Here is a 24,601-nt window from a genome sequence, read left to right on the forward strand (position 1 = left end):
CGCTCGCCGACGAGCGTCGCGACATCGGCCTGAAGATGGCGCTGGAGCGCGACGTCCATCTGGTGCGGTTCGAGGACGGCCGCATCGAGTTCCGCCTCGCCGAGGGCGGCCGACCGACGCTGGCCACCGACCTCGGCAATGCCCTCCTCGCCTGGACCGGCCGGCGCTGGGCCGTCACCCTGTCGCAGGAGGACGGCGAGGCGACGCTCGACGCCCGCGCCAAGGCCGCGGTCCAGAGCCGCCACCAGGGCGCGGCGAGCCATCCGCTGGTGCAGGCGGTGCTGAAGAACTTTCCGGGCGCCCAGATCGTCGACGTGCGCGACAAGGCGCCCGACCCTCCCGATCTCGGCGACGTCCCGCCGCCGGATTCCGACGATCCCGACCTGTAGCCGGCGGCCCGCCGGCACCCCACATCCGTTTGACGATTTTCTCTCTCACACCGCGAGGACGCCGCCATGGACATCATGGGACTGATGAAGCAGGCCCAGGCCATGCAGCAGAAGATGGCCGACCTTCAGTCCGAGCTCGACGGCGTCCAGGTCACCGGCGCCTCCGGCGGCGGCTCCGTCTCGGTGACGATGACCGCCAAGGGCGACGTGAAGGGCCTCAGCCTCGACGCTTCGCTGCTGGTGCCGGACGAGAAGGAGATCCTGGAGGATCTGATCGTCGCGGCGCTCAACGATGCCAAGGCCAAGGCCGAGCGGGCGGCGCAGGAGCGGATGCAGGAGCTGACGAAGGGCCTGCCGCTGCCGCCCGGCATGAAGCTGCCGTTCTAGGCCCCCTCCTCACGTCGTCCGTTCAGAGGGGCACTCCCCCCTCTCCCACGCGGGAGAGGGGTTCCCGCGCCATTTCCTTCGATCGTCCGGCGAGACCACGAAAGTCGAGTCATCCATGCCCCAGGCCGTCGCGGGTCCGGAGATCGAGCGGTTGATCCAGCTCCTGGCCCGCATGCCCGGCCTCGGGCCGCGCTCGGCCCGCCGGGCCGCCCTCCAGCTCATCAAGAAGCGCGAGACGCTGCTGGCGCCGCTCGCCGATGCCATGAAGGTCGCCGCCGACCGGATCGTGGTCTGCCACGAATGCGGCAACGTCGACACCCAGGATCCCTGCACGATCTGTCGCGACCAGAGCCGCGACCCGTCGATGCTGGTGGTCGTCGAGGACGTGTCGGACCTCTGGGCGCTCGAACGCTCCGGCGCCGTGACGGCGCGCTACCACGTGCTCGGCGGCGTGCTCTCGGCCCTCGACGGGGTGCGGCCGGAGAACCTGAATCTCGGCCGCCTGGTCGAGCGGGTGAGCGCCCCCGAGATGCGCGAGGTGATCCTGGCGCTCAACGCCACGGTCGACGGCCAGACCACCGCCCACTACGTCACCGAGCTTCTCACCCACCTGCCGATCAAGGTGACGCGGCTCGCCCACGGCGTGCCGGTCGGGGGCGAGCTCGACTATCTCGACGAGGGCACCCTCTCGGCGGCGATCCGGCAACGCACCGCCTTTTAGCGGCCGCGCATCATCGGGTTTGACCCGGCAGGCACGAATCCTTATCTCCCGGACACTTGCGGGCGCCTCTCGGCGCCCGGTTCTCCGACTGCCTGGCATAGAATGAGCATCCGTCCCCTCGTCATCCTGCCGGACGCGCGCCTGCGCGAGATCTCGGCGCCGGTCGGCACGATCACCGGCGACGTGCGGAAGCTCGCGGCCGACATGCTGGAGACGATGTACGACGCCCCCGGCGTCGGCCTCGCCGGCATCCAGATCGGCGAGCCGGTGCGCATCGTCACCATCGACACCTCGAAGGAGAAGGAGGAGCGCCGGCCGCTGGTGCTGCTCGATCCCGAGATCGTCTGGACCTCGGAGGAGACCCGCCCCTACGAGGAGGGCTGCCTCTCGATCCCCGACTACTACGCCGAGGTGATCCGCCCCGACCGGGTGCGGGTGCGCTTCCGCACCCTCGACGGCGAGACCGTGGAGCAGGAGGCCGACGGGCTCCTCGCCACCTGCCTCCAGCACGAGATCGACCATCTCAACGGCGTCCTGTTCATCGACCACCTGTCGAAGCTCAAGCGCGACCGGGTGATGAAGAAGTTCGCCAAGGCGGCCAAGCGCGAAGCGGCGTAAGATGCCCCTCAAGGTCGTCTTCATGGGCACCCCGGATTTCGCGGTGCCGACGCTCGCCGAGATCGTCGGCGGCGGCCACGAGGTCGTGGCGGTCTATACTCGTGCGCCGGCGCCCGCCGGCCGCGGCATGGCGCTCCGGCCCTCGCCGGTCCAGGCGCTGGCGGAGAAGTTCGGGCTCCCGGTCCTGGCCCCGACGACGCTTCGCACCGAGGAGGCGGCCGATACCTTCCGCGCTCACGAGGCCGATGTCGCGGTGGTGGTCGCCTACGGGATGATCCTGCCGCAGGCGATCCTCGACGCGCCCTCCCTCGGCTGCCTCAACCTGCACGCCTCGCTGCTGCCGCGCTGGCGCGGCGCCGCGCCGATCCAGCGCGCCGTGATGGCGGGCGACGCGGAGACCGGCGTGGCGGTGATGCGGATGGAGCCCGGCCTCGATACCGGCCCGGTCGGCATGGTCGAGCGGATGGGGATCACCCCCGACATGACGTCCGGCGAGCTGCACGACCGGCTGATGCCGCTCGGCGCCGACCTGATGGCGCGGGCGCTCGGCGCGCTCGAACGCGGCAACCTGCAGTTCCGGCCGCAGGCGGCCGAGGGCGTCGCCTACGCCCACAAGATCACCAACGAGGAGGCGCGGCTCGACTGGTCGCAGCCGGCGACGACGGTGCACGACCGGGTCCGCGGCCTGTCGCCCTTCCCCGGCGCCTACCTCATGGCCGATCTCGGCCGCGGGCCGGAGCGGGTGAAGGTGCTGCGCACCCGCTGCGCCGACGGGTCGGGCGAGGCCGGGACTCTGCTCGATGCCGCCGGCACGGTCGCCTGCGGCGAGGGCGCGTTGCGGCTCGTCACCGTGCAGCCCGCCGGCAAGGGCGCGATGCCGTTCGAGGATTTCGCCCGCGGCCGGCGGCTCGAGCCGGGCACCCGCCTCGCCTGATGCCCCGCTACAAGCTCGTCGTCGAGTATGACGGCACCGCCTTCGCCGGCTGGCAGCGCCAGGCCGCCGACCGCTCGGTGCAGCAGGCGCTGGAGGAGGCGATCGCCCGCTTCGTCGGCGGGCCGGTGCGGGTCCACTGCGCCGGCCGAACCGATGCGGGGGTGCATGCCACCCATCAGGTCGTCCATCTCGACCTCGACAAGCCGTGGCGCACCGACACCGTGCGCGACGCCGCCAACGCCCATCTGCGGCCGGAGCCGGTGGCGGTGATCTCGGCCGCCGAAGCGAGCCCGGATTTCGATGCCCGCCACTCGGCGATCAAGCGCCATTACCGCTACCGCATCCTCAACCGCCGCTCCCCACCGGCCCTGACCCGCGGCTTCGTCTGGCACGTGCCCTGGGCGCTCGACGCCGCCCTCATGCACGAGGCGGCGCAACTGATGCTCGGCCGGCACGACTTCTCCGCCTTCCGGGCGGCGGAGTGCCAGGCCAACAGCCCGGTGCGCACCCTCGACCGGCTCGACGTGGCGCGGGAGGCCGAGGAGATCGTCGTCGTCACCGCCGCGCGCTCGTTCCTGCACCATCAGGTCCGCGGCATGGTCGGCACCCTGATGCTCGCCGGCGGCGGCCGGCTGACGCCGCAGGGCGTGCGCGACGTGCTCGATTCCCGCGACCGCACCCGCTGCGGTCCGCTCGCGCCCTCGGGCGGGCTGACGCTGATCGGGGTGGATTATCCGGCGGAACTGGGGTGACCTAGCGTCACTGAGGCGCGCTTGTCGGTGCCGGGCGTTTCTGACATCGATGGCGATGCTGGAGCGAAGCTGCCGACCATGACCGCCGTCGCCTTCGACACCTATGCCCTGGTCCGCCGGCTCAAGGCGTCCGGCTTGTCGGAGGATCAGGCTGAAGCGATCACGGGCGCGCTGAAGGACGGGCGCGACTCGGATCTGGCGCAGCTTGCCACCAAGGCGGACCTGCGAGACAGCGTCTTGACGCTGAAGGCGGACCTTCGCGAAAGCGAAGCCGCGCTGAAGTCGGATCTTCGTGAGAGCGAAGCCGCACTGAAGTCGGACCTTCGTGAGAGCGAAGCCAATCTCAAGACGGAGCTGCGGGATAGCGTATCAGTGCTGAGGACGGACTTGCGAGAAACCGAGATTCGCCTTGAAGGAAAGATCACGGACCTCGCCCACAAGCTCGATCTCGGCTTGGCCGTGAGCCGGGCCGAGATAAAGGTCCTCGAGCAACGGATGACCGTGAAGCTCGGCGCCTTGGTCGCGGCCGCCGTCGGGATCCTGATCGCGGCGATCCGCTACTTGCCGCCCGCCGGACATTGAAGGCCGGTGCGGCCTCTCCGGCGATGGCTCACACCAGCGCATGCGCCCCGCCGGCCAAGCCGACGATCAGCCCGAAACAGGCGAGCGTGACCAGCACCGCGGCCGGAGCTGGCAGGCAAAGGATCACCCGGGCGGCGCGGGCGTGCAGCCACAGCGTCACCACCAGGAAGGCGCTCGCCTCGAGCGCCGCGAGGCCCGGCGTGGCGAGGCCGAGGAGCAGCAGGCCGCCCGGCAGCGCCAGGGCGGCGAGGCCCGCAGCCAGGCACCAGTTGGTCACGACCACGAAGGGCACGTAGGCCCGGGTGCGGCCGAGGCGGCGCAGGACCGCGATCATCGCCAGCGGCACGGCGAGGAAGCCCGCCACCAGCCCGGCGATCACCGCCACGGTGACGTGGTCGAGCTGGAACGGCGACGTGCCGGCCCCGCGCTCCAGGGCGAGCGCCACCGTGACCGCCGGGGCGGTGAGCCAGATCGCCCCGAAGGAGCGCCAGAAGCCGCGCTCGCTCACGTCGAAGTGGCGCAGCGCGTCCGGCCGGCGCCCGATCAGCCCGGCGGTGCCGCGCAAGGAGCGGGTCACGTCGTCAGCGCTCACGAACATCGGCGGCCTCTCGGGAGTCGAGGCCACCAGATTCAACTTTCGTCTAATGTCGGTCAAGCCTGACGCGGCGTCGCATCGTCCGCGGGGAAATACGCGTCGAGCACCCGGCCGACGATCGCCGCAAGCCGGTCGAGATCCGCGACGGCCACCCGCTCGTCGACCTGGTGCATCGTCCGGCCGACGAGGCCGAACTCGATCACCGGGCAGGCATCCTTGATGAAGCGCGCATCCGAGGTACCGCCGGTGGTCGAGAGCGCCGGCCGGCGGCCGGTCTCGGCCTCGATCGCGTCCGCGACCCGCTCGACGAAGGCGTCGGGCGCGGTCAGGAAGGCGACCGAGTTGGTCGGGCGCACGTCGAGGCTGTAGCGCACCGTGTTGCCGGCGGCAGCGGCCAGACGCCGCTCCAGCTCCGCGGCCAGGGTCTCGGGCGTCCAGAGATCGTTGAAGCGGATGTTGAAGGTCGCCCGCGCCTCGGCCGGGATCACGTTGGTCGACGGATTGCCGACATCCATCGTGGTGAATTCGAGGTTCGAGGCGTCGAAATGCGCCGTGCCGCCGTCGAGCGGCTCGGCGAGCAGGCCTTGGGCGAGGCGCAGGAGACCCGGGATCGGGTTCTCGGCCCGGTGCGGATAGGCGACGTGGCCCTGCACCCCGTGCACGGTCAGGCTGGCGGTGAGCGAGCCGCGCCGGCCGATCTTGATCATCTCGCCGAGGGTGTCCGGGTTCGTAGGCTCGCCGAGCAGGCAATGGCTGAACCGCTCTCCCCTCGCGCGCGCCCAGTCGAGGAGCTTGACCGTGCCGTTCACCGCCGGCCCCTCCTCGTCGCCGGTGACCAGGAAGGCGATGGCACCGCCGAAATCCGGCCCGCGCCGGTCGAGGAAGGCGAGCACCGCCGCCAGCATGCAGGCGATCCCGCCCTTCATGTCGACGGCGCCGCGCCCGTACAGCTCCCCGCCCTCGACCGCACCGGCGAACGGGGCGTGGCGCCAGGCCGAGGCGTCCCCCGGCGGCACCACGTCGGTATGGCCGGCCAGCAGCAGGCACGGCCCCTCGCCGATGCGGGCGTAGAGGTTCTCGACATCCGGCGTCCCGGGCTCCGAGAAGACCGGGCGCTCGACGGAGAATCCCGCCTGGGCGAGGATCCCGGCGAGATAGGCGAGCGCTCCGCCCTCCTGCGGCGTCACGGAGGGGCAACGGATCAGCCCCTGGGCCAGAGCGAGGGGGGAATGGGCGTCGGTCACAGGGCGCATCCGCGAGAGGTCGAGGGGTCGGTTGCCGCGAGCCGTAGCGCCGATCCGCGCGGATGAGAACCGCCGCCGTCGAAGGTCTTCCCCGCGACGGGCGTCTCGCTTACCTGTGCCGGATGACCGCGCTCAGCCCCGACGAGATCGAACGCTATGCCCGCCACATCGTGCTGCGGGAGGTCGGCGGCCCCGGCCAGGTCCGCCTCAAGGCGGCGCGGGTGCTGGTGATCGGCGCCGGCGGCCTCGGGGCGCCGTTGATCCAGTACCTCGCGGCGGCCGGGATCGGCACGATCGGCATCGTCGACGACGACACGGTCTCGCTCTCGAACCTGCAGCGCCAGGTGATCCACGGCACGCCCGATATCGGGAGATCGAAGGTCGAGAGCGCCGCCGAGGCGGTCGCCCGGCTCAACCCGAACGTCCGGATCGAGACCCACGCGACCCGGCTGACGCCGGAGAACGCCGAAGACCTGGTCGCTCGCTACGACCTCGTCGCCGACGGCTCGGACAACTTTTCCACCCGCTACGCCGTCTCGGATGCCTGCTACCGTGCCCGCCGACCCCTGGTGACCGCGGCGCTCGGGCAGTTCGACGGCTCGCTCACCACGATCCGGGCCCATGAGACCGGGCCGGACGGGCGGCCGAACCCGACCTATCGCTGCCTCTTCCCGAGCCCGCCGCCGGCCGGCTCGGTCCCGACCTGCGCCGAGGCCGGGGTGCTCGGGGCACTTGCCGGCCTGATGGGCTCGCTGATGGCCCTGGAGGTGATCCGCGCGATCGCGGACTTCGGCGAGCCGCTGGTCGGCCGCCTGCTGATGGTCGATGCCCGGTCCCTGCGCTTCGAGACGTTGTCCTATGCCTGGGACCCGGGCAATCCCCTGAGCGGGACGGACCGGTAGGGCCGCCCCGCTCGGGATTGCGCGTCAGGCCGCCCGGATCTCGCCCAGGAAGCCGTCGACCTCCCGCTTGACGGTCAGGGACTGCGTCGCGAGGTCGGCAGCGGCGGCGAGCACCTGGGAGGCCGCGCCGCCGGTCTCGTCCGCCAGCGACAGCACGCGGGCGACGCTCGACGAGACGTCCTGGGTGCCGCGGGCCGCCTCGTTCGCATTGCGGGAGATCTCCGCCGTCGCCGCCGTCTGCTCCACCACCGTCGCCGCGATGGCGCCGCTGATCTCGTTCAGCGCCGCGATCGTGCCGCTGATCTGCCGGATGGCGGTGCTCGCCTGATCGGTGGCGGCCTGGATCGCCGTGATCTGCCCGCCGATCTCCTCGGTCGCCCTGGCGGTCTGGCTGGCGAGCTCCTTCACTTCCGCCGCCACCACCGCGAAGCCGCGGCCGGCATCGCCGGCGCGCGCCGCCTCGATGGTGGCGTTGAGCGCGAGCAGGTTGGTCTGGCTGGCGATGGCCGAGATCGTGGTGACGGCGGCGCCGATCTGGGTCGCGGCGCTGCCGAGGCTCGCCATGGCGGCGTTGGTGGCGTCGGCCTCGTGCGCGGCGTGGCCGGCGACCTCCCGCGAATGGACCACCTGGCGCTCGATCTCGCGGAGCGAGGCCACCATCTCCTCCGCCGCCGCCGCGAAGGTCTGGACATTGGCCGAGGTCTCCTCGGCGGCGGCGCTGGACGCGACCGCCTGGGCGTTGGTGCCGTCGGCGACCTGGGTCATCGAGCGGGCGGTCGCATCGAGCTCGGAGGCGGCGGAGGTGACGATCTCGAGCGAGCCGGCGACCCGCTGCTGGAAGGCATTGATCAGCGCGTCGACCCGGTCGGCGCGGCGCTGGCGGGCGGAGGCTTGCGCGTCGCGGTCGGCCTCCAGGGCGATGCGCTCCACCGCGTTCCGGCGGAAGACCTCCACGGCGCGGGCCATCTCGCCCATCTCGTCGGTGGCGTCCTGCGACGGCACCGCCACGGCGGTCTCGCCCGCCGCCAGGCGGCTCATCGCCCGGGTCATGCCGGAGATGGGACGGGTGATGCTGCGGCCGATCAGGACCGCCAGGGCGGCGCTGATCGCCAGGATGAGCGCCAGCAGCGCGACCTGCACCTGCTTCGTCGATCTCATCGTGTCGCTGCTGCGGGCGGTCATCTCCTGGAGCGCCGCATCCAGCTTGCCGCGGACCTCCGCGCCCGAGGCGACGAGCGCCTCCGCCTTGGTCTTCAGGCTCTGCTCGTACAGCGCCTCGCTCTCGAGCATCGCGGAGGCCGCCGCCGTGATGTGCCGGTTGAGACGATGCAGGACTTCCTCGACGGTGCCGAGGTCCCGCCGTTGCGCCGGAGACAGGTTCAGCGCCTTCAGCTTCGCGATCGTGCCTTCGGCGCTGGTGAAATTCGCCGCCGAGAGCGCGCGGGTCTTCGGGTCGGTGGTCGCCAGGAAGCGCCAGTTCATGACGCGGAACAGCAGCAGGGTCCGCTCGATCTCCACCGCCTGCGCCAGGATCGCGTCGTCGCCACCGGACCGGAGCTGCGCGATGAGCGCGCCGGAGGCCTTGGTGAGGTCGTCGCCCGAAGTATAGACGCCGGCCTTGTTCTCGCGGATCTGGGTGCCGAGCGCGATCAGCTTCGGCAGATCCGCGGCGAGACGGTTCGACTGGTCGCTCAGGCTGGCATAGAGCGAGCGCCGCTCCTCGGACAAGGCCCGTTGCACGAGGCCCTCGGCGAGCTGGGTCACGTCCGCCAGGCTCGACTGCATGCCGGTGGCCGCCTCGGGCGTCGGCGCCGTCCGGAACTTCAGGCTATGGGCCATGAAGCGGTCCGTCAGGCCGTTCAGGCTGTAAAGCTCGCGAGCCGCCCGCTCGAGTTGTGACTTGTACCGGAACGTTGCGTCGAGGCTGTCGGTCTGCCGGTAGGCGAACCCGCCCATCACGGCTGCCAGGATCGCCAGGAGCGTGAAACCGCCGTACAAGCGCGCACGCATTTGGATTCGCATCGGATTGCTCGCCGACTCCCAGTGTTACGTGGAGCCGACCTTACGACACGTTTCAGAAGTTTTCGTGAATCATTCCATCTTAGCCAGGGTCTGGAATTTTTTCTTATCGAGATAGACTGACAAGAAAGCGCCTTGGCGTGTCAATACAAACAAACAATCCCGGCGCGGGTGCATGACGAAGGCGCGTGTCACCTGGGCCGTCATAGATGCGCCGAGACGTGCACATGCCTCATTTTTCGGCTTTGTGAGTAAACTCTAACCCAACGAAACGCGGGAACGCAGCGGGCGCGATGGCGCCGGCGGAGCCGATCGCTCCACCGGCGATGGAACCATCGAAAGCGTCGACAGGCCGCGCCAGGACCTCGGCGACGCGTCGCGAGCGGAGCCGGTGGTCGTCCGCCGCCGGCACGGTCGTCAGCGGAGCGGCGGCAGCGGCGGCAGGGCGGGCAGGCCCTGCTCGACCTTGTCGAGGCAGCACTTCTTGAACTTCTTGCCGCTGCCGCAGGGGCATGGATCGTTGCGGCCGACATCGCGGTAGGGGTTGCGCTCGGGGATCGGGATGCCGTCCTCGTCGAGGTCGGGCAGGTGGTCGTAGGCGCCCTCCCTGGTGTGACCGAGCGCCCCGATCAGGTCGTCGAGGTAGTCGATCAGCAGGTCGTCGAACCGCTCGCGGCTCTTCGGCCGCAGGCGCGCTTCCTTCAGGGTCTCCTGCACCGTCTCCCAGCCGACGACGCTGCCGGCGTTGCGGCCGTCCTTGCGCGCCGCCTTCAGGCGGGGAACGAGGTCCTCGAAGCCGAGAAGCGAGATCGCATCCTCCCAGCCCTGCCAGACCTCCTCGGCCTCGGGCGGGGCGAGGCGCTCGTCGTCGAAGCGCACGAGGAACGCCTTCGTCGCCTCGCGGTCGATGCGTCCGTCCGCTGTGAGCAGCGCGAGAGCGTGGAGGAGCTGCATCCGCGCGAGGCCGACGGGAGCCTCGCCGGCGATGGCGGCGAGCAGCCGGTCGCCATCGCCGTCGAAGCTGCCGGCGACGAGGGCCGCGAGGGTATTGGGGTAATCCTCGCCGAGCGCCGCCGAGATCGCGTCGTCGCGGCGCAGGAGGCGCAGCAGGACTGCATGGATGCGGGTGTCCCGGGCCGAGGCGAGGACGTGAATGCCCCAGAACAGCAGGGTCCGCTCGGGCTCGGTCAGGCCCTCGCCCTCCCCGTCGGCGGCCCGGCCGAGGATCTCGAGGACCGGTTCGGCAATCGAGTCCGGTGCCGCCAGCGCCCGTTCCAAGGCCTCCTCGGGCAGGTAGGTCGCCGCCGAGAGTTCCCTGACCAGATCGGTATCCGCCATGCCCGCCTCCTCGCCCGTTCCCGCCGGCGGCGCACGAAGCGCCGCCGAACCGTTCTCGATCAACCCCGCAGGGTCGCGCCGGTCTTGCGCGTCACCTCGGCGACGATCTTCTGGCTCACCGCCTCGATCTCGGCATCGGTGAGGGTGCGGTCGGTCGGCTGGAGCCGCACCGCCACGGCGACGGACTTCTGGTCCTCCCCGATGCCGGTGCCCTCGTAGACGTCGAATACCTCGATGCTTGTCACGAGGTTGCGCTCCGCAGCCTGCGCCGCCTTCAGGATGTCGCCCGCCGCCACGCTGCGGGAGACCACGAAGGCGAAGTCGCGGGTGAGCGGCTGGAAGTCCGGCAGGCTGGCGGCCGGCTTCATCTTGGTCGGCCGGTGCTTCGGCAGCGGCAGGGCGTCGAGGGTGATCTCGCAGACCACCACCGGGCCCTTGATGTCGAGGGCCTTGAGCACCCGCGGGTGCAGTTCGCCGAAGAACCCGACCTGGTTGCGGGGCCCGAACTGGAGCGTGCCGGAGCGGCCGGGATGCAGCCAGTCCGGCCCGCCGGCCACGACCTGGAGCCCGCCGGTCGGCACGCCGAGGGCCGTGAGCAGGGCGAGCGCGTCGGCCTTGGCCTCGAAGGCGTCGACCGGACGGGCCGCGCCGTCCCAGTGCCGGCCGGAGCCGCCGTGGCGGGCGGAACCGCGGCGGAGCGCCGTTGCCTTGATGGTCTGGCCTTCGGGCTGGTCGGAGGCGAAGCACTGCCCGACCTCGAACAGGGCGACGTCGCTGGTGCCGCGGTCGGCGTTGCGCTGCGCGGCGCGGGCGAGGCCCGGCACCAGGCTCGGGCGCATGTCCGAGAGGTCGGCGGCGATCGGGTTGGCGAGCGCCAGCTCCGGCTTGCCGCCGCCGAACAGCGTCGCGTCGGCATGCGCGATGAACGACCACGTCACCGCCTCGACGAGGCCCCGCGCCGCGAATTCGCGCTTGGCCTGCCGGGTGCGCTTCTGCATCACCGTCAGCACCGGACGGATGACGGTCGCCTCGATCCGCGGCAGGGGCTTCGGCTCGATCCGGTCGAGGCCGGCGATGCGCACGATTTCCTCGACGAGGTCGGCCTTGCCCTCGACGTCGGGGCGCCAGGACGGGGAGAGCACCTTCGCCCGGTCGCCCGAGCCGGCGACGTGGAAGCCGAGGGCTTCGAGCGTCACCTTCATCTCGGGCCGCGGCAGGTCGAGGCCCGACAGCCGGCGCACCTCGGTCCAGGGGAAGTCGATGATGCGGTCGGTATCCGGCACCTCGCCCGATACGGTCGCCTCGCTCGGGGTGCCGCCGCAGAGGTCCAGCACCAGCTTGGTCGCCAAGTCGAGGCCCGGCAGCGCGAAGGCCGGGTCGACCCCGCGCTCGAAGCGGTAGCGGGCATCGGTCACGATGCCGAGGCGGCGCCCGGTGCGGGCGATGGTCAGCGGATCCCACAGGGCCGATTCGATCAGCACGTCGGTCGTGCCCTCGTCGCAGCCCGAATGCTCGCCGCCCATGATGCCGGCGATCGACTCGACGCCGTTCTCGTCCGCGATCACGATCGCGCCGTCGTCGAGCCGATAGGTCCGCCCGTCCAGGGCCACGATCTCCTCGCCGTCGCGGGCGCGCCGCACCGTGAGGTTGCCCTTCACCTTGGCGGCGTCGAAGACGTGGAGCGGCCGGCCGCGGTCGAAGGTGACGTAGTTGGTGATGTCGACGAGCGCATTGATCGGCCGCAGGCCGATGGCAGTCAGGCGCCGGCGCATCCATTCGGGCGAGGGCCCGTTCGTCACGCCGCGCACCAGCCGCAAGCCGAAGAGCGGGCAGAGATGCGCGTCCTCGGGGGCGAAGTCGCGGGTGACGGAGACCGGGCAGGCCCCCTCCCCCCGCACGGGCGCGAGCTGCCCGTGCCGCAGGGTACCGATGCCGGCCGCCGCGAGGTCGCGGGCGATGCCGTGGATGCCGGTGCAGTCGGGCCGGTTCGGCGTCAGATTGATCTCGATCACCGGGTCGTCGAGGCCGGCGAAGGCCGCGTAGGGCTGGCCGACCGGCGCCTCGGCGGGCAGATCGAGGATGCCGTCATGGTCGTCCGACAGGCCGAGCTCGGACCCCGAGCACAGCATGCCCCGGCTCTCGACACCGCGGATCACGCCCACCGACAGGGTGATGTTCTTGCCCGGCACGTAGGTGCCGGGCGGTGCGAACACCGTCCTCATGCCGGCCCGCGCATTCGGCGCGCCGCAGACCACCTGCACGGGCGCGCCCTCGCCGGTCTCGACGGTGCAGACCCGCAGGCGGTCGGCATTGGGGTGCTGCTCGGCGGTGAGCACCGCGGCGATGCGGTAGGCCGAGAGATCCGCCGCCTTGTCCTCGACGCGCTCGACCTCCAGGCCGATGCGGGTCAGCGTCTCGACGATCACGTCGAGGGAGGCGTCGGTGTCGAGGTGGTCCTTGAGCCAGGAGAGGGTGAATTTCATAGGGCTAAACCTCTCGGCTCAGGCGAGCCGGGCCTTGGTGATGAGAAGGACGGCCAGGCGGCGGCACTGGTCGTCGTCGAGGGATTCGAGGTCGAAGATGGTCTTGCGGGCGCGGGCGATCACGGTTCGGGTCACGTCGCGGCTGACCTCCAGATTCGGCGGGCTGTAATCCGCCCGGTGTCGGCGCTCCTGCAGGTCGGCAAAGGCGGTCCCGATGCCGGCAATCACCGAACCCAGCTCGGCCGCCTCGCGCCCGGACAGCCGACGCTTGACCTGACCGTGATCGAGCAGCCGGTAGATCGATTCCGTCACCGATGCGTCGCGCCGCCACAGGCCGAGCGCGCGAGTGCAGACGAAGCAGAGACCGTGAAAGACAGCGTAGTAGGCGCTGCTGACGGCACGCCGCATCGCTGCCTTCTCCAGATTGCGGCGCCCACGCTGCTCGACCAGCGCCGCGGCAACGTCGATAAGATCGTAGACGAGGGGGTTGCCCAAGCGTGGCATCAGGCGTTCTCTTCCTCGTCCCAATAATCTTCTTCCTCGTCGCCCAAGATTTCGTCGCCGGGAAATCGAAAATCGAGATAAGGGAAGCGCTCCTCCCCCTTGCCCCACAGAGCCATCCGGAGCGCCGCGTGTGCGGCATTGACTTCGCCCCCCCCAGGCAAGCCCGATTCGGGCATGAAATGGGCGGTGACGAACAACGACGGCTCGTCGGCGTGGTTGTAGCCGGCGCGCAGTTCGGCACGCTCGTAGCCGGAGGCGGCGAGGTACTGCGTGAGGACCTCGTCGGTGATCGCCAGGATCTCGCTCTCGGTCATGGTGCGCCTCTCAGGACGGGTCGTCTCCGGGCAGACCTCAGCCGGTCAGGCCGCCGACCAGGCTCGGGATGTCGAGGGGCCGGAAGCCGTAATGCTCGAGCCAGCGGACATCCGCCTCGAAGAACGGGCGCAGGTCCGGCATGCCGTATTTGAGCATCGCGATCCGGTCGATGCCCATTCCCCAGGCGAAGCCCTGCACGGCGTCCGGGTCGAGGCCGCAATTGCGCAGCACGTTCGGGTGGACCATGCCGCAGCCGAGGATCTCGAGCCAGTCGTCGCCGTCGCCGAAGCGGATCTCGCCGCCTTTGCGCGAGCACTGGATGTCGACCTCGGCCGAGGGCTCGGTGAAGGGGAAGAACGACGGCCGGAAACGCATCTTCACGCTGTCGACCTCGAAGAAGGCCTTGCAGAACTCCTCCAGGATCCACTTCAGGTGCGAGATGTTCGCCTGTCTGTCGATCACCAGGCCCTCGACCTGGTGGAACATCGGGGTGTGGGTCTGGTCGGAATCGTGCCGGTAGGTGCGGCCGGGGCAGATCACACGGATCGGCGGCTGCACGCTGCGCATCGTGCGCACCTGCACCGGCGAGGTGTGGGTGCGCAGGAGCTTGCGCTTCCCGTCCCGGTCGGGCCGCAGGAAGAAGGTGTCGTGCATCTCCCGGGCCGGATGGCCCTCGGGGAAGTTGAGCGCGGTGAAGTTCAGCTCGTCGGTCTCGACATCCGGGCCTTCCGCGATCGAGAAGCCCATATCGCCGAAGATCGCCGTGATCTCGTCCATCACCTGGGTGATCGGGTGGATGCGCCCGCGCGTCTCCGGTCCCTCGCGCACCGGGAGGGTCACGTCGATGCGCTCGGCGGCGAGGCGCGCCGTCAGCGCCGCTTCCGCCAGGGTGTCGCGCCGCGCCTGGATTGCGCCCTGGACCCGGTCGCGCAGGCCGTTGATCAGGGGCCCCTGCTCCTTGCGCGCCTCGGGGCTCATGCTGCCTAAGGTCTTCAGCAGCTCGGAGACGGCGCCCTTCTTGCCGAGGGCCGCGACGCGCACGCCGTCGAGCGCCGCCTCGTCGGCGGCGCCGGCGACCTGGGCGAGGAGATCGGTTTCGAGGCTGGTGAGATCGGTCATGGTCTGCTCAATCGGGGCTCGCGGATGCCCTGCAACGCCCCGCCCCGCCCCGTCAACCCGGGGCGCGGGAAAGGGCCGCCGCAACGCAAAACGGCCCGCGCGGGCGGGCCGTGATGGTGCCGTCTCGATGGATCGGACCCGCGTGAGGGGGCGGGCCCGACGGACCGGCTTCAAGCCGCCTTGACGAGCTCGGCCGGCAGGGCGGACTTCGCCGTCTCGACCACGGCGACGAAGGCCGCCGGCTCGTGGATGGCGAGCTCGGAGAGCGCCTTGCGGTCGACCTGCACGCCGGCCTTGGCCAGGCCGTCGATGAAGCGCGAATAGGTCAGGCCGTGCGGGCGGACGGCGGCGTTGATGCGCTGGATCCACAGGGCGCGGAAGTTGCGCTTCTTGTTCTTACGATCGCGGTAGGCATATTGCATGCCCTTCTCGACCGCCTGCTTGGCGATCCGGATCGTGTTCTTGCGCCGGCCGTAATAGCCCTTGGCGGCCTTGAAAACCTTCTTGTGCTTGGCGTGGCTGGTCACGCCGCGCTTGACGCGGGCCATGGTGATCTCCTGGGGGTTCTACGAAACAGATTCGGGACGAAGCGTCTTCTGGTCGAAGCCGGTTCTTACCGGGCGTTCGGCAGGAAGTACTTCTTCACGTTGGCGGCGTCGCCCTCGAACAGGGTGGTCGTGCCGCGCAGGTTGCGGATCTGCTTCGTGGTCCGCTTGATCATGCCGTGGCGCTTGCCGGCCTGGGCGTACATGACCTTGCCGGTCCCGGTGATCTTGAAGCGCTTCTTGGCGCCCGACTTGGTCTTCAGCTTGGGCATTTTGCTCTCCTGACGCGAACTCCACCGGGGATCCGCCACGGGCGGGCCCCGACGATCGCGCTCGATCGAAGGTGTGGAGCGACACGAACCGCCACGGCAGCCCTCACGGCCGGGCGGTTCGGCGAGGGGCGCGCTATAGCAGGGCAAGGCGCTTCACGCAATCGCCACATCGTCGGGCGGCGCGTTCCTGTGTGACACGGGAACGACCGGGCCCTCGCGCTGGCGTTGTGCGCCGCACCGGAACCATAAGCTCGGGTGCGCGGTTTCGTTCATGTCCCGCTCAGGCCCCATCCTGCTTAAGTCCCGCCAACGTGACCCGCCATCGTTGGGCGTCTCAGGAGAATCCGTCGTGCGCATTGCCCAGGTAGCCCCTCTCGCGGAGGCCGTTCCGCCGAAGTTCTACGGCGGCACCGAGCGTGTCGTCTCCTGGCTGACCGAGGAGCTGGTCCGGCAGGGCCATGACGTCACGCTGTTCGCGAGCGGCGACTCGGAGACGAGCGCCAAGCTGGTCGCCTGCTGCCCGGAGGGCCTGCGCCTCGCCGGCATCCGCGACCATGTCGCCAGCCACCTCGCCATGCTGTACCACCTGCGCCGGCGCGCGGACGAGTTCGACGTCATCCACTTCCACATCGACCTCCTGCAGTACCCGCTGTTCGAGGACCTGAACCACAAATGCGTCACCACCCTGCACGGGCGGCTCGACGTGCCGGACTTCATGCCGGTCTACCGCACCTTCACGGGCATGCCCCTGGTGTCGATCTCCGACCACCAGCGCGGGCCGATGCCCGAGAACGCCAACTGGCTCCAGACCATCCATCACGGGCTGCCGGCGGAGAATTGCCGCTTCTCGGCGAAGCCCAAGGATGGCGGCTACCTCGCCTTCCTCGGCCGCATCTCGCCGGAGAAGCGCCCCGACCGTGCGATCGAGATCGCCAAGGCCTCGGGCGTCAAGCTGAAGATCGCCGCCAAGGTCGACAAGGCCGACCAGGAATACTGGGACGAGGTCATCGAGCCGATGACCCATCACCCGCTGGTCGAGTATATCGGCGAGATCAACGAGGACCAGAAGCACGAGTTCCTCGGCAACGCCCTGGCGCTCGCCTTCCCGATCGACTGGCCGGAGCCCTTCGGCCTGGTGATGATCGAGGCGATGTCGGCCGGCACCCCGGTGATCGCGTGGCGCAACGGCTCCGTGCCGGAGGTCATCAAGGACGGCGTCTCGGGCGTCGTGGTCGAGTCGATGGAGGAGGCCGTCGCGGCGGTCGAGACCTGCAAGGCGATGAGCCGCGAGGGCGTGCGCCGCTACTTCGAGACCCGCTTCACCGCGAGCGTCATGGCCCGCTCCTACGTCGCGGCCTACGAGTCTCTGCTCGCCGGCGATCTCGACGCGATCAAGATCCCGGGCTTGACCATCGGCGCCCCTGCCGCCCTCAACGGTGCGGCCAACGGCGCCGCGGTGCGCCCGGTCCTCCGGGCGGTCTGATCCGCTTCAACGGTCTGACGGCTGGCAGGCCCGGTCCCCGTGAGGGGGCCGGGCCTTCTCTTTGCATGGCACCTGCCCAAAATCCGAGCCTGCTCGATCGTGGCGCCCCCTGGCACCCGCCGCACGATGGCCCACATTCGCTCTAGCGTGGGACGCCAACCCGCGAATCGCCGCGGGTCCCGCCCCGCTGCCGCCCGGACGCCCCGTTCGGAGCCCCGAGATCCCGCCCCGATCCCGTGACGCCTTGCCCCGCGACACCTCGCGGAGCGAATGCCCCAGGAGTGAAGCCGTGCCGATGGTCGCGACCGCCCCCGACGACGAGACGCTGCCGCAATACCACATCGAGGCCCAGACCTCCCTCGTGGAGCGCCAGTTGCGCTCGCTCAAGCACGGCGATGCCTTCGCGGTGCTCGACAGCTACGGCGATATCGGCGTCTTCCCGGGCCCCGAGGGCCTGTATTTCCAGGATACCCGCTTCCTGTCGCGCCTGGAGCTGACCGTCGAGGGCCAGCGGCCGATGCTGCTCGGCTCGGTGGTGCAGGACGACAACGGCGCCCTCTCGGTCGACCTGACGACGCCGGACATCCGGTTGGACGCCGGCGACGAAACCAGCATCCCGCGCGAGATCATCGCGCTCGAGCGAACGAAATTCCTCTTCCGCGGCACCTGCTACGACCGCATCGGCCTGCGCAACTACGACACCAAGCCGCGCCACCTGCGCGTCAGCTTGAGCTTCGACGCCGACTTTCGCGATTTGTTCGAGGTGCGCGGCAGCGACCGGGCCCGTCGCGGCAAGCGCAGCGTCGAGGTGACGGCCGAGAACGAGGTGACCTATCGCTACGACGGGCTCGACCGGCGCCTGCGCACCACCCGCCTGCGCTTCGGCCCCAAGCCGGCCCGGCTCGAAGCGCACAAGGCCGAGTTCGAGGTGAAGCTCGCCCCCGGCGGGCGGGCCTCGATCTTCGTGCGGGCGATCTGCGACACGGTCGATCACGGCCGCGACGGTGCGGCGGTGGTCGGCAGCGCCCTCCCCTTCACCCACGCGGCCTATCCGAGCCCGCGCCGCGAGGACGGCCACTCGAAGGGCGAGGGCATGACCTTCGCCCTCGCCTATCGCGACGCGCGCCGCGACCTGCGCAAGGCCACCGCCAACATCACCACCATCGAGAGCTCGAACGACCAGTTCAACGAGGCCGCCTGCCGCTCGACGGCCGACCTCTACATGCTGCTCAGCCGCACGCCGAACGGCGTCTACCCCTATGCGGGCATCCCCTGGTACAGCACGGTGTTCGGCCGCGACGGCATCATCACCGCCATGATGACGCTGTGGATCGATCCCGAGATCGCCAAGGGCGTCCTGCGCCATCTCGCGGCGACGCAGGCGACCACCGTCGATCCCGCCGCCGACGCCCAGCCCGGCAAGGTCCTGCACGAGACCCGCAACGGCGAGATGGCGATCCTCGGCGAGGTGCCGTTCCGCCTCTATTACGGCACGATCGACGCCACGCCGCTCTTCGTGATGCTGGCCGGTCAATACTACGAGCAGACCGGCGACCTAGCGACCATCAAGGCGATCTGGCCGAACCTCCTGGCGGCGCTCAACTGGATCGACGAGTACGGCGACCGGGACGGCGACGGCTTCGTCGAATATGCCCGCGAGACCGAGAAGGGCCTGGCCAACCAGGGTTGGAAGGACAGCCACGATTCGATCTTCCACGCCGACGGCCGGATGGCGCAGGGGCCGATCGCGCTGTGCGAGGTGCAGGGCTACGTCTACGCCGCCAAGAAGGGCGCCTCGAAGCTCGCCGCGCTCATGGGCGACGAGAGGCTCTCTGACCGCCTGAAGGACGAGGCCGAGCGGCTGCGCCAGGCCTTCGACGAGAAGTTCTATCTGCCCGAGATCGGCACCTACGCCATCGCCCTCGACGGCCAGAAGCGGCCTTGTGCCGTGCGCTCCTCCAATGCCGGGCACGCGCTGTTCACCGGCATCGCCTATCCGGAGCGGGCCGAGAGCGTCGCCGCGGCGCTGATGTCGAAGGACGGGTTCAACGGCTGGGGCGTGCGCACGATCGCCAGCGGCGAGGCGCGCTACAACCCGATGTCGTACCACAACGGCTCGATCTGGCCGCACGACAACGCCCTGATCGCGCTCGGGCTCGCCCGCTACGGCCTGAAGGCGGAGGCCGCGCGGGTGTTCGAGGGCCAGCACGGCGCCTCGCTCTACCAGGAGGGGCGACGGCTGCCGGAGCTGTTCTGCGGCTTCATCCAGCGCAAGCAGCGCGGCCCGACCAATTACCCGGTGGCGTGCAGCCCGCAGGCCTGGGCGGCGGCGGCGCCCTTCGCGTTCCTGGCCGCCTGCCTCGGGCTCGAACTGCGCCACGACCGCAACCGGATCCGCTTCCGCGATCCGATCCTGCCGGCCTTCCTCGACGACGTGCTGATCCGCAACCTGAAGCTCGGTGACAGCCACGTCGACCTGCTGATCCACCGCCACGGCAGCGACGTCACCGTCAACGTGGTGCGCCGGACCGGCGACGCGCAGGTCGTGCTGCTGAAGTAGGCAAGCGATGGGCCGGGACATGCCCGGCCCTTCGATGCTCCCCGCGCGGGTTTCGGTGAAGCCCGCGCCCGGAGCGCTCCGTGATCCTCTACCTGCTCCGCACGGAGGGGAAGCCGTGCTTCAGCGCGGTCAGGCGCCGTGCTTCAGCGCGGCGCCAGGATCATGATCATCTGGCGGCCTTCGAGCTGCGGCTCGCTCTCCACCTTGGCGACTTCCTGCGTCTCGGCCTTGACGCGCTCGAGCAGGCGCAGGCCCAGATCCTGGTGCGCCATCTCGCGGCCGCGGAAGCGCAGGGTCACCTTGACCTTGTCGCCTTCCTCGAAGAACCGCTGCACGGCCTTCATCTTGACTTCGTAGTCGTGCTTGTCGATGCCGGGACGGAGCTTGATCTCCTTGACCTCGACGGTCTTCTGCCGCTTGCGCGCCTCAGCCTGCTTCTTCTGCTCGTTGAAGCGGAAGCGGCCGTAGTCGAGAAGCTTGCAGACCGGAGGCACGGAGTTCGGCGCGATCTCGACGAGGTCGAGGCCCGCTTCCTCGGCGACCTGAAGCGCTTCGAAGAAGCCCATGACACCGCGGTTCTGGCCGGTATCGTCGATGAGCTGAACCTCGCGGACGCCGCGGATGTCCCGGTTGGCGCGCGGCCCGTCTTTCTGCGGGGCCGGCATGGCTCTCATAGGTCTGCGAATGGCTTCATTCTCCTCAATCACGTCGTCCGGCGGCAGCCCGCCGACCGGGTCCCGTCCGGACCGGTCCCGAACCACCGCGCGGGCATACTCGGGTGTACGCTAGCACCTTGGCGAGATCGCCCGTTTTGTCAACTCACGGATGCGGGACTTGGTTGCTGATTGCCCAAGTGAACATCAGCAGTGGGCGTCAGCCCGGCCGAACGGCCCCAAGCTTCCGCCAAGTCTCGAGACCTGGGGGGCCCACTCACGGACCCTCCCCCGCCGCATCCGGGTGGAGCAGCTCGGCATAGACCGCCAGGGTGTCGGCGAGCATCAGCTCGAGGGAGAAATGCGTCTCGACGTGGCGGCGGGCGCGGCGCACCAGGGCGTCGCGGGCGCTGGCGCCGAGCTGCAGCGCCTCGGCGACGGCGCCGGCGAGCGCCTGCGGGTCCCCGGCCGGAACGCGCCAGCCGGTGCGCTCGGAGGCCGGCACCTCCGGCGGCGCGAGCACCGTTTCCGGCACGGCACCGAGATCCGACACCACGACCGGCGTGCCGAGGGCCTGGGCCTCGACCGCGGAGCGGCCGAAGGCCTCGGGCTCGGTCGAGGGCACCGCCACCACCGAGGCCGCCCGGTAGGCCGCCGGCATGTCGCTGCAATGCCCGACCCGCTTCACCTGGCCCGCGAGGCCGTGGGCCGCGATCATCGCGTCGATCTCGCGCAGGTAGGCGTTGCGTCCCTGGGGATCGCCCGCCAGCACCACGGTGAACTCGGCGAGGCCCTGGGCCCGCAGGGCGGCCGCCGCCTCGATCAGCACGCGGTGGCCCTTCCAGGGGGTGAGGCGGGCGGCGAGAAGAACCACCCGCTCGTGCGGGGCGACACCCCAGGCCCGGCGCAGGGCCTCGACCCGCTGCGGTGCGACCTGGCCCGGCGCGAAGGCGGCGAGATCGGTGCCGCGATGGATCACCCGCACCCGGTCCCCTGCAACCTGCGGGTGCAGCCGCCGGATCGCATCCGCGGTGAAGTGCGAATTGGCGATCACCACGTCGCCGCGGGCCATCACCGAGTTGTAGAGGAGCTTGGCCGGCGAGCGGCCGGAATAGCTGCCGTGATAGGTGGTGACGAAGGGGATGCGCAGCCGCCGCGCCGCGCCCAGGGCCACCCAGGCCGGGGCGCGGGACCGGGCATGGATCAGGTCGACCCGCTCCGACCGGCAGATCCGCGCCAGGCGCCCGACATTGAGCGCCATGACGAAGGGGTTCTTGGCCCGCGCGGGGAACGGCACCCAGGCGCCGCCCTTGGCCTGCAACTCGCCGACGAGGCGCCCGCCCTCGGTCGCGACGAGCGCCCGGGCGCCTGCGGCGGCCAGCGCCGCCGCCACATCGACGGCGGTCCGCTCGGCGCCGCCGGCGTCGAGCTCCGGGATGATCTGCAGCACGGTGCGGCCGGCCAGTGGGTGGCTCGCGACCGGGAACGGCGTGGCCTGGCTCGACGGCATGGGACTCCGGGTCAAGGTCAGGGTTCTGATCGCAGCACTCGCGGTATGACGGTGCCCGCTCCGCGCAGGAATCGACGAAGGACCGGCTGCATGCCGGCCGGATCTCGCATATGGCCGCCGGCCGTCCCCGGTGTAGAAGCCGGCCGTCGCGGTCCGCTCACGGACGATGCATCAAGGTCGCTCGGCCTTGTTGCGGATCGGTAAACCTTGGGCGCCGGCCGACGGCGACCAGGGTTGCACAGGGAATAACGGGGATAACGTCATGCAAGAGCCAGGAACAGAGCCGGCACGTTCACCCGCGACGATGCTGCCCGTGCGGGGGCGCCGCCTCGCCACCCTGGCGCGGCCGGGCGCCGGGCCGCCGGTGGTCTGGCTCGGCGGCTTCCGGTCGGACATGCGCGCCACCAAGGCGGAGGCCCTGGATGCCTGGGCGGCGCGGGCGGGCCGCGCCTTCGTGCGCTTCGACTATACGGGCCACGGCGAATCGGACGGCACCTTCGCCGATTGCACGATCTCGGACTGGCTCGCCGACGCCGAAGGCGTGATCGCCGCCCTGGCGCCGGAGCGCCCGATCCTGGTCGGCTCCTCGATGGGCGGCTGGATCGCGCTTCTGGCGGCGGCGAGGGTCCGGCCCGCCGGTCTCGTGCTGATCGCGCCGGCGACGGATTTCACCGAGGCGCTGATGTGGGAGCAGTTCCCGGAGGAGATCCGCCGGCAGGTGATGCAGGACGGGGTGTGGCGGCGCGAATCGCAGTACTCGCCCGAGCCGACGCCGGTGACCCGCGCCCTGATCGAGGACGGGCGGCGCCACCTGATGCTCGGCGGGCCGATCGATCCGGGCTGCCCGGTCCACATCCTGCAGGGGATGGCGGATCCGGACGTGCCGTGGCCGCACGCCATGAGGCTGGTCGAGCGGCTGCCGGAGTCCGGCGTGGTCCTCACCCTCGTCAAGGAGGGCGACCACCGCCTCTCCGGCCCCGCCGACCTCGACCGCCTGGTGGCGGCGGTCGAGGGGATCGCGCCCGGGGAGGCCTGAGCCTCACGCCGCGGGCGGTCGGCCGAGCCTCCCTCCGGAGGCTCAGTGCACGCTGACCGCCTGCAGGTCGTGCGCCCAGGCATTGGCGAAGGCGGCGTCGCGGCTGTCGGTGAGCAGGATCGGGGCGCCGCTCGCCGAGAGCAGGGCGAAGAGATCGAGGCCGGGGGTCAGGTCCGGGGCCTCGGGGAAGAGGCGCTTGACCTCCTCCGAGCGCATGGCGCGGACATAGGCCACGTGGCCCTCGCCGAGGGCCGCCAGCGCGGTGGGATCCAGGTTCAGGGTGGTGTCGGACATGATGCGCCCTCCTCTCACAGGCAGCAGGACGATGATCGGTCCGGGCCCCGAGGCGGCCCGCCGACCGGTGTGGAAACGATATGGGGACGGTCAGTCGGCGTCGCGCGACCCGATGTCGATCCGTCGCACGATGCGCTCCGGTTCGGGCCGGGCGAGGTCGATCGAGAGCAGCCCGTTCGACAGGTCGGCGCCCAGCACCTCCATGCCGTCGGCCAGCAGGAAGGCGCGCTGGAACTGCCGGGCCGCGATGCCCCGGTGCAGGAAGGTCCGGCTCTTGTCGTCGGCTTGGCGGCCGCGCACGATGAGTTGGCTCTCCTCCAGGGTCACGTCGAGCTGGTCGCGGGTGAAGCCGGCCACCGCGAGGGTGATGCGCAGCCTTTCCGGTTCGCGCTCGGTGCGGGGCAGGCGCTCGATGTTGTAGGGCGGGTAGCCGTCATTGGCGGCCTTGGCGACGCGGTCGAGCGCCTGCTCGATCTCGTCGAAGCCTAGCAGGAACGGATGCCCGAACGGCGAAGGACGCGTCATGGTGTCGGCGAAGCCCTGTTGCGGAGGCACTTCGTAGGCTGTCCGGGCCCGCATCCGCAGCGCCCGTCGGGACCGACCGCAACTCCGCCGGTCCGGGACAGGATATGAGGGGCGCGGGCCGGGGCATCAAGGGGCGGTGCGGCCCTCCAGAGCGGGTGCGCTCAGCGCTGCATCGCCCCGGTCAGCCGCTGGCTGATGCGCTCGCGGAGCGCACCGGGCAGCTCCAGGTCGACGAGGCGCCAGGTCCAGCCGCGCAGGCGCAGGCGCAGGCGGAAGCGGTTCTCGAGCGGCCGGTCGGGCGGGTAGCTCACCACCATGCCGCGAAAGCCCCGCGGCTCGGACGAGCGGAACAGGGCGAAGAGCTGGCTGAACGTCGAGGCGTGCAGGCCGAGCGCCCCACCGCCCCTCTGGGCCTCGGGCGCCGCGGCGGCTTCGCCGCCGGGCGCCGCGTCGCGGGCGAGGCCGGCCCGCACCGGCCAGCCGTCGTCGAGGAGGTCGATCAGGGTCGCGGGCGTGACGAGGGACTCGACCAGCGGACCGGCCAGGGCCCCGCTCGCCTCGGTCAGGATGGTGCGTTCCCGGGGCGACAGGTCGCGGCGGGCCGCGATGGCCTCGACCGCCGCGGCGTGAGCCTGCCTGGTCAGGGACAGGCGCAGGGTGCGGAAGTTCACCCGCTGCTCCAGGGCCGCCGTGTCGTGCGCCTGCACCGCCTGCGAGATGCGGTAGAGCGCGACGTAGGGCGATGCGCCGTAGGCGATCCACAGGAGCAGGATCGCCAGGCCCGCGAGCCACCAGCGCGTCATGCCGGATCGCCGACGGGA

The 24,601-nt window shown here is 70.7% G+C and carries 25 protein-coding genes and 1 pseudogene; 11 read left to right on the plus strand and 15 right to left on the minus strand.

The features are described 5' to 3' along the window. The 7 genes and pseudogenes from VQ03_RS14520 to VQ03_RS14550 all read left to right on the plus strand — a co-directional run. Positions 1-389 (plus strand): annotated as a pseudogene (locus VQ03_RS14520) (DNA polymerase III subunit gamma/tau); the annotation flags it as partial. Positions 390-455: 66 nt separating this feature from the next. After that, positions 456-776 carry a YbaB/EbfC family nucleoid-associated protein gene (locus tag VQ03_RS14525; protein ID WP_048451603.1) on the plus strand — a complete coding sequence of 107 codons (321 nt, stop codon included), beginning with the start codon at positions 456-458 and terminating at the stop codon, positions 774-776. 115 nt (positions 777-891) lie between these two features. After that, positions 892-1,497 (plus strand): recombination mediator RecR, encoded by a 606-nt coding sequence (gene recR / locus VQ03_RS14530; RefSeq protein WP_048432067.1) that lies wholly within the window; start codon positions 892-894, stop codon positions 1,495-1,497. Positions 1,498-1,599: 102 nt separating this feature from the next. After that, positions 1,600-2,115, plus strand: coding sequence for a peptide deformylase (gene def / locus VQ03_RS14535; RefSeq protein WP_048451604.1), 516 nt, complete (start codon positions 1,600-1,602; stop codon positions 2,113-2,115). Between the two features lies 1 nt (position 2,116). Then, entirely contained in the window at positions 2,117-3,049 is a 933-nt protein-coding gene (gene fmt / locus VQ03_RS14540) for a methionyl-tRNA formyltransferase (RefSeq protein WP_048451605.1), read from the plus strand. Beyond that, a complete protein-coding gene (gene truA / locus VQ03_RS14545; protein WP_048451606.1) occupies positions 3,049-3,801 on the plus strand; it encodes a tRNA pseudouridine(38-40) synthase TruA in 753 nt (250 codons plus the stop codon). Before fmt ends, truA begins: the two co-directional genes overlap by 1 nt. Positions 3,802-3,828: 27 nt before the next feature. After that, positions 3,829-4,383 (plus strand): coiled-coil domain-containing protein, encoded by a 555-nt coding sequence (locus VQ03_RS14550; protein WP_245292089.1) that lies wholly within the window; start codon positions 3,829-3,831, stop codon positions 4,381-4,383. A gap of 28 nt (positions 4,384-4,411) precedes the next feature. Here VQ03_RS14550 and VQ03_RS14555 read toward each other — a convergent pair whose 3' ends face one another. Together VQ03_RS14555 and dapE are read right to left on the minus strand one after the other, a co-directional pair. Next, positions 4,412-4,981: a hypothetical protein gene (locus tag VQ03_RS14555; RefSeq protein WP_048451608.1), complete on the minus strand. Its 570-nt coding sequence runs from the start codon at positions 4,979-4,981 to the stop codon at positions 4,412-4,414. A 53-nt stretch (positions 4,982-5,034) separates the two neighbouring features. Beyond that, entirely contained in the window at positions 5,035-6,231 is a 1,197-nt protein-coding gene (dapE, locus tag VQ03_RS14560) for a succinyl-diaminopimelate desuccinylase (RefSeq protein WP_048451609.1), read from the minus strand. A 113-nt stretch (positions 6,232-6,344) separates the two neighbouring features. Here dapE and VQ03_RS14565 point away from each other — a divergent pair, with 113 nt between their 5' ends. Further along, on the plus strand, positions 6,345-7,124 hold the full coding sequence (locus VQ03_RS14565; protein ID WP_048451640.1) for a HesA/MoeB/ThiF family protein: 780 nt from the start codon (positions 6,345-6,347) through the stop codon (positions 7,122-7,124). 24 nt (positions 7,125-7,148) lie between these two features. On the opposite strand, the gene VQ03_RS14570 is transcribed toward VQ03_RS14565, so the two are convergent. The 8 genes from VQ03_RS14570 to rpmI all read right to left on the minus strand — a co-directional run bounded on the left by VQ03_RS14570 (position 7,149) and on the right by rpmI (position 15,719). After that, positions 7,149-9,134 (minus strand): methyl-accepting chemotaxis protein, encoded by a 1,986-nt coding sequence (locus tag VQ03_RS14570; RefSeq protein ID WP_245292087.1) that lies wholly within the window; start codon positions 9,132-9,134, stop codon positions 7,149-7,151. 426 nt (positions 9,135-9,560) lie between these two features. Then, positions 9,561-10,481: a YecA family protein gene (locus VQ03_RS14575; RefSeq protein WP_048451611.1), complete on the minus strand. Its 921-nt coding sequence runs from the start codon at positions 10,479-10,481 to the stop codon at positions 9,561-9,563. Positions 10,482-10,540: 59 nt separating this feature from the next. Then, complete coding sequence (gene pheT / locus VQ03_RS14580) at positions 10,541-12,964, minus strand: phenylalanine--tRNA ligase subunit beta (protein ID WP_048451612.1); 2,424 nt, start codon at positions 12,962-12,964, stop codon at positions 10,541-10,543. 18 nt (positions 12,965-12,982) lie between these two features. Next, on the minus strand, positions 12,983-13,459 hold the full coding sequence (locus VQ03_RS14585) for a hypothetical protein (protein WP_157064113.1): 477 nt from the start codon (positions 13,457-13,459) through the stop codon (positions 12,983-12,985). Positions 13,460-13,467: 8 nt separating this feature from the next. Next, positions 13,468-13,782, minus strand: coding sequence for a hypothetical protein (locus VQ03_RS14590; RefSeq protein ID WP_048451614.1), 315 nt, complete (start codon positions 13,780-13,782; stop codon positions 13,468-13,470). A gap of 37 nt (positions 13,783-13,819) precedes the next feature. After that, the gene (gene pheS, locus VQ03_RS14595) at positions 13,820-14,902 is read right to left on the minus strand and encodes a phenylalanine--tRNA ligase subunit alpha (protein WP_048451615.1); all 1,083 of its coding nucleotides are present in this window, start codon (positions 14,900-14,902) and stop codon (positions 13,820-13,822) included. 170 nt (positions 14,903-15,072) lie between these two features. Beyond that, complete coding sequence (gene rplT / locus VQ03_RS14600) at positions 15,073-15,450, minus strand: 50S ribosomal protein L20 (RefSeq protein ID WP_048451616.1); 378 nt, start codon at positions 15,448-15,450, stop codon at positions 15,073-15,075. Positions 15,451-15,515: 65 nt separating this feature from the next. Beyond that, positions 15,516-15,719 carry a 50S ribosomal protein L35 gene (gene rpmI / locus VQ03_RS14605; RefSeq protein WP_007561407.1) on the minus strand — a complete coding sequence of 68 codons (204 nt, stop codon included), beginning with the start codon at positions 15,717-15,719 and terminating at the stop codon, positions 15,516-15,518. A gap of 349 nt (positions 15,720-16,068) precedes the next feature. Between rpmI and VQ03_RS14610 the strand changes: the two genes are divergently transcribed. Next, positions 16,069-17,202 (plus strand): glycosyltransferase family 4 protein, encoded by a 1,134-nt coding sequence (locus tag VQ03_RS14610; protein ID WP_048451617.1) that lies wholly within the window; start codon positions 16,069-16,071, stop codon positions 17,200-17,202. 295 nt (positions 17,203-17,497) lie between these two features. After that, positions 17,498-19,762: an amylo-alpha-1,6-glucosidase gene (locus VQ03_RS14615; RefSeq protein WP_083468006.1), complete on the plus strand. Its 2,265-nt coding sequence runs from the start codon at positions 17,498-17,500 to the stop codon at positions 19,760-19,762. A 143-nt stretch (positions 19,763-19,905) separates the two neighbouring features. On the opposite strand, the gene infC is transcribed toward VQ03_RS14615, so the two are convergent. Together infC and VQ03_RS14625 are read right to left on the minus strand one after the other, a co-directional pair. Next, positions 19,906-20,427 (minus strand): translation initiation factor IF-3, encoded by a 522-nt coding sequence (gene infC, locus VQ03_RS14620; RefSeq protein ID WP_063928361.1) that lies wholly within the window; start codon positions 20,425-20,427, stop codon positions 19,906-19,908. A gap of 265 nt (positions 20,428-20,692) precedes the next feature. Next, a complete protein-coding gene (locus VQ03_RS14625) occupies positions 20,693-21,925 on the minus strand; it encodes a glycosyltransferase family 4 protein (RefSeq protein WP_083468007.1) in 1,233 nt (410 codons plus the stop codon). Between the two features lie 262 nt (positions 21,926-22,187). On the opposite strand from VQ03_RS14625, the gene VQ03_RS14630 reads away from it, so the two are divergent. Then, on the plus strand, positions 22,188-22,961 hold the full coding sequence (locus tag VQ03_RS14630; RefSeq protein ID WP_048451620.1) for an alpha/beta hydrolase: 774 nt from the start codon (positions 22,188-22,190) through the stop codon (positions 22,959-22,961). 42 nt (positions 22,962-23,003) lie between these two features. Here the strand turns inward: VQ03_RS14630 and VQ03_RS14635 are convergent, their stop codons facing one another. From VQ03_RS14635 to VQ03_RS14645, 3 genes are all read right to left on the minus strand, one after another. Then, positions 23,004-23,255, minus strand: coding sequence for a BQ00720 family protein (locus tag VQ03_RS14635; protein ID WP_048451621.1), 252 nt, complete (start codon positions 23,253-23,255; stop codon positions 23,004-23,006). A 90-nt stretch (positions 23,256-23,345) separates the two neighbouring features. Continuing rightward, positions 23,346-23,780 carry an Hsp20 family protein gene (locus VQ03_RS14640; protein WP_048451641.1) on the minus strand — a complete coding sequence of 145 codons (435 nt, stop codon included), beginning with the start codon at positions 23,778-23,780 and terminating at the stop codon, positions 23,346-23,348. Positions 23,781-23,941: 161 nt separating this feature from the next. After that, positions 23,942-24,583, minus strand: a complete 642-nt coding sequence (locus VQ03_RS14645; RefSeq protein WP_048451622.1) for a DUF2939 domain-containing protein — start codon at positions 24,581-24,583, stop codon at positions 23,942-23,944. Between the last annotated feature and the right edge of the window lie 18 nt (positions 24,584-24,601).

The sequence above is a fragment of the Methylobacterium tarhaniae genome (assembly GCF_001043955.1).
In the GTDB taxonomy this organism is placed as follows: domain Bacteria; phylum Pseudomonadota; class Alphaproteobacteria; order Rhizobiales; family Beijerinckiaceae; genus Methylobacterium; species Methylobacterium tarhaniae.

Coding starts and splice junctions, on each gene's coding strand:
- VQ03_RS14525 (WP_048451603.1), top strand. CDS start 456: ATGGACATCATGGGACTGATGAAGCAGGCCCAGGCCATGCAGCAGAAG.
- recR (WP_048432067.1), top strand. CDS start 892: ATGCCCCAGGCCGTCGCGGGTCCGGAGATCGAGCGGTTGATCCAGCTC.
- def (WP_048451604.1), top strand. CDS start 1,600: ATGAGCATCCGTCCCCTCGTCATCCTGCCGGACGCGCGCCTGCGCGAG.
- fmt (WP_048451605.1), top strand. CDS start 2,117: ATGCCCCTCAAGGTCGTCTTCATGGGCACCCCGGATTTCGCGGTGCCG.
- truA (WP_048451606.1), top strand. CDS start 3,049: ATGCCCCGCTACAAGCTCGTCGTCGAGTATGACGGCACCGCCTTCGCC.
- VQ03_RS14555 (WP_048451608.1), bottom strand. CDS start 4,981: ATGTTCGTGAGCGCTGACGACGTGACCCGCTCCTTGCGCGGCACCGCC.
- dapE (WP_048451609.1), bottom strand. CDS start 6,231: ATGCGCCCTGTGACCGACGCCCATTCCCCCCTCGCTCTGGCCCAGGGG.
- VQ03_RS14565 (WP_048451640.1), top strand. CDS start 6,345: ATGACCGCGCTCAGCCCCGACGAGATCGAACGCTATGCCCGCCACATC.
- VQ03_RS14570 (WP_245292087.1), bottom strand. CDS start 9,134: ATGCGTGCGCGCTTGTACGGCGGTTTCACGCTCCTGGCGATCCTGGCA.
- VQ03_RS14575 (WP_048451611.1), bottom strand. CDS start 10,481: ATGGCGGATACCGATCTGGTCAGGGAACTCTCGGCGGCGACCTACCTG.
- pheT (WP_048451612.1), bottom strand. CDS start 12,964: ATGAAATTCACCCTCTCCTGGCTCAAGGACCACCTCGACACCGACGCC.
- VQ03_RS14590 (WP_048451614.1), bottom strand. CDS start 13,782: ATGACCGAGAGCGAGATCCTGGCGATCACCGACGAGGTCCTCACGCAG.
- pheS (WP_048451615.1), bottom strand. CDS start 14,902: ATGACCGATCTCACCAGCCTCGAAACCGATCTCCTCGCCCAGGTCGCC.
- rplT (WP_048451616.1), bottom strand. CDS start 15,450: ATGGCCCGCGTCAAGCGCGGCGTGACCAGCCACGCCAAGCACAAGAAG.
- rpmI (WP_007561407.1), bottom strand. CDS start 15,719: ATGCCCAAGCTGAAGACCAAGTCGGGCGCCAAGAAGCGCTTCAAGATC.
- VQ03_RS14615 (WP_083468006.1), top strand. CDS start 17,498: ATGGTCGCGACCGCCCCCGACGACGAGACGCTGCCGCAATACCACATC.
- infC (WP_063928361.1), bottom strand. CDS start 20,427: ATGCCGGCCCCGCAGAAAGACGGGCCGCGCGCCAACCGGGACATCCGC.
- VQ03_RS14625 (WP_083468007.1), bottom strand. CDS start 21,925: ATGCCGTCGAGCCAGGCCACGCCGTTCCCGGTCGCGAGCCACCCACTG.
- VQ03_RS14630 (WP_048451620.1), top strand. CDS start 22,188: ATGCAAGAGCCAGGAACAGAGCCGGCACGTTCACCCGCGACGATGCTG.
- VQ03_RS14635 (WP_048451621.1), bottom strand. CDS start 23,255: ATGTCCGACACCACCCTGAACCTGGATCCCACCGCGCTGGCGGCCCTC.
- VQ03_RS14640 (WP_048451641.1), bottom strand. CDS start 23,780: ATGACGCGTCCTTCGCCGTTCGGGCATCCGTTCCTGCTAGGCTTCGAC.
- VQ03_RS14645 (WP_048451622.1), bottom strand. CDS start 24,583: ATGACGCGCTGGTGGCTCGCGGGCCTGGCGATCCTGCTCCTGTGGATC.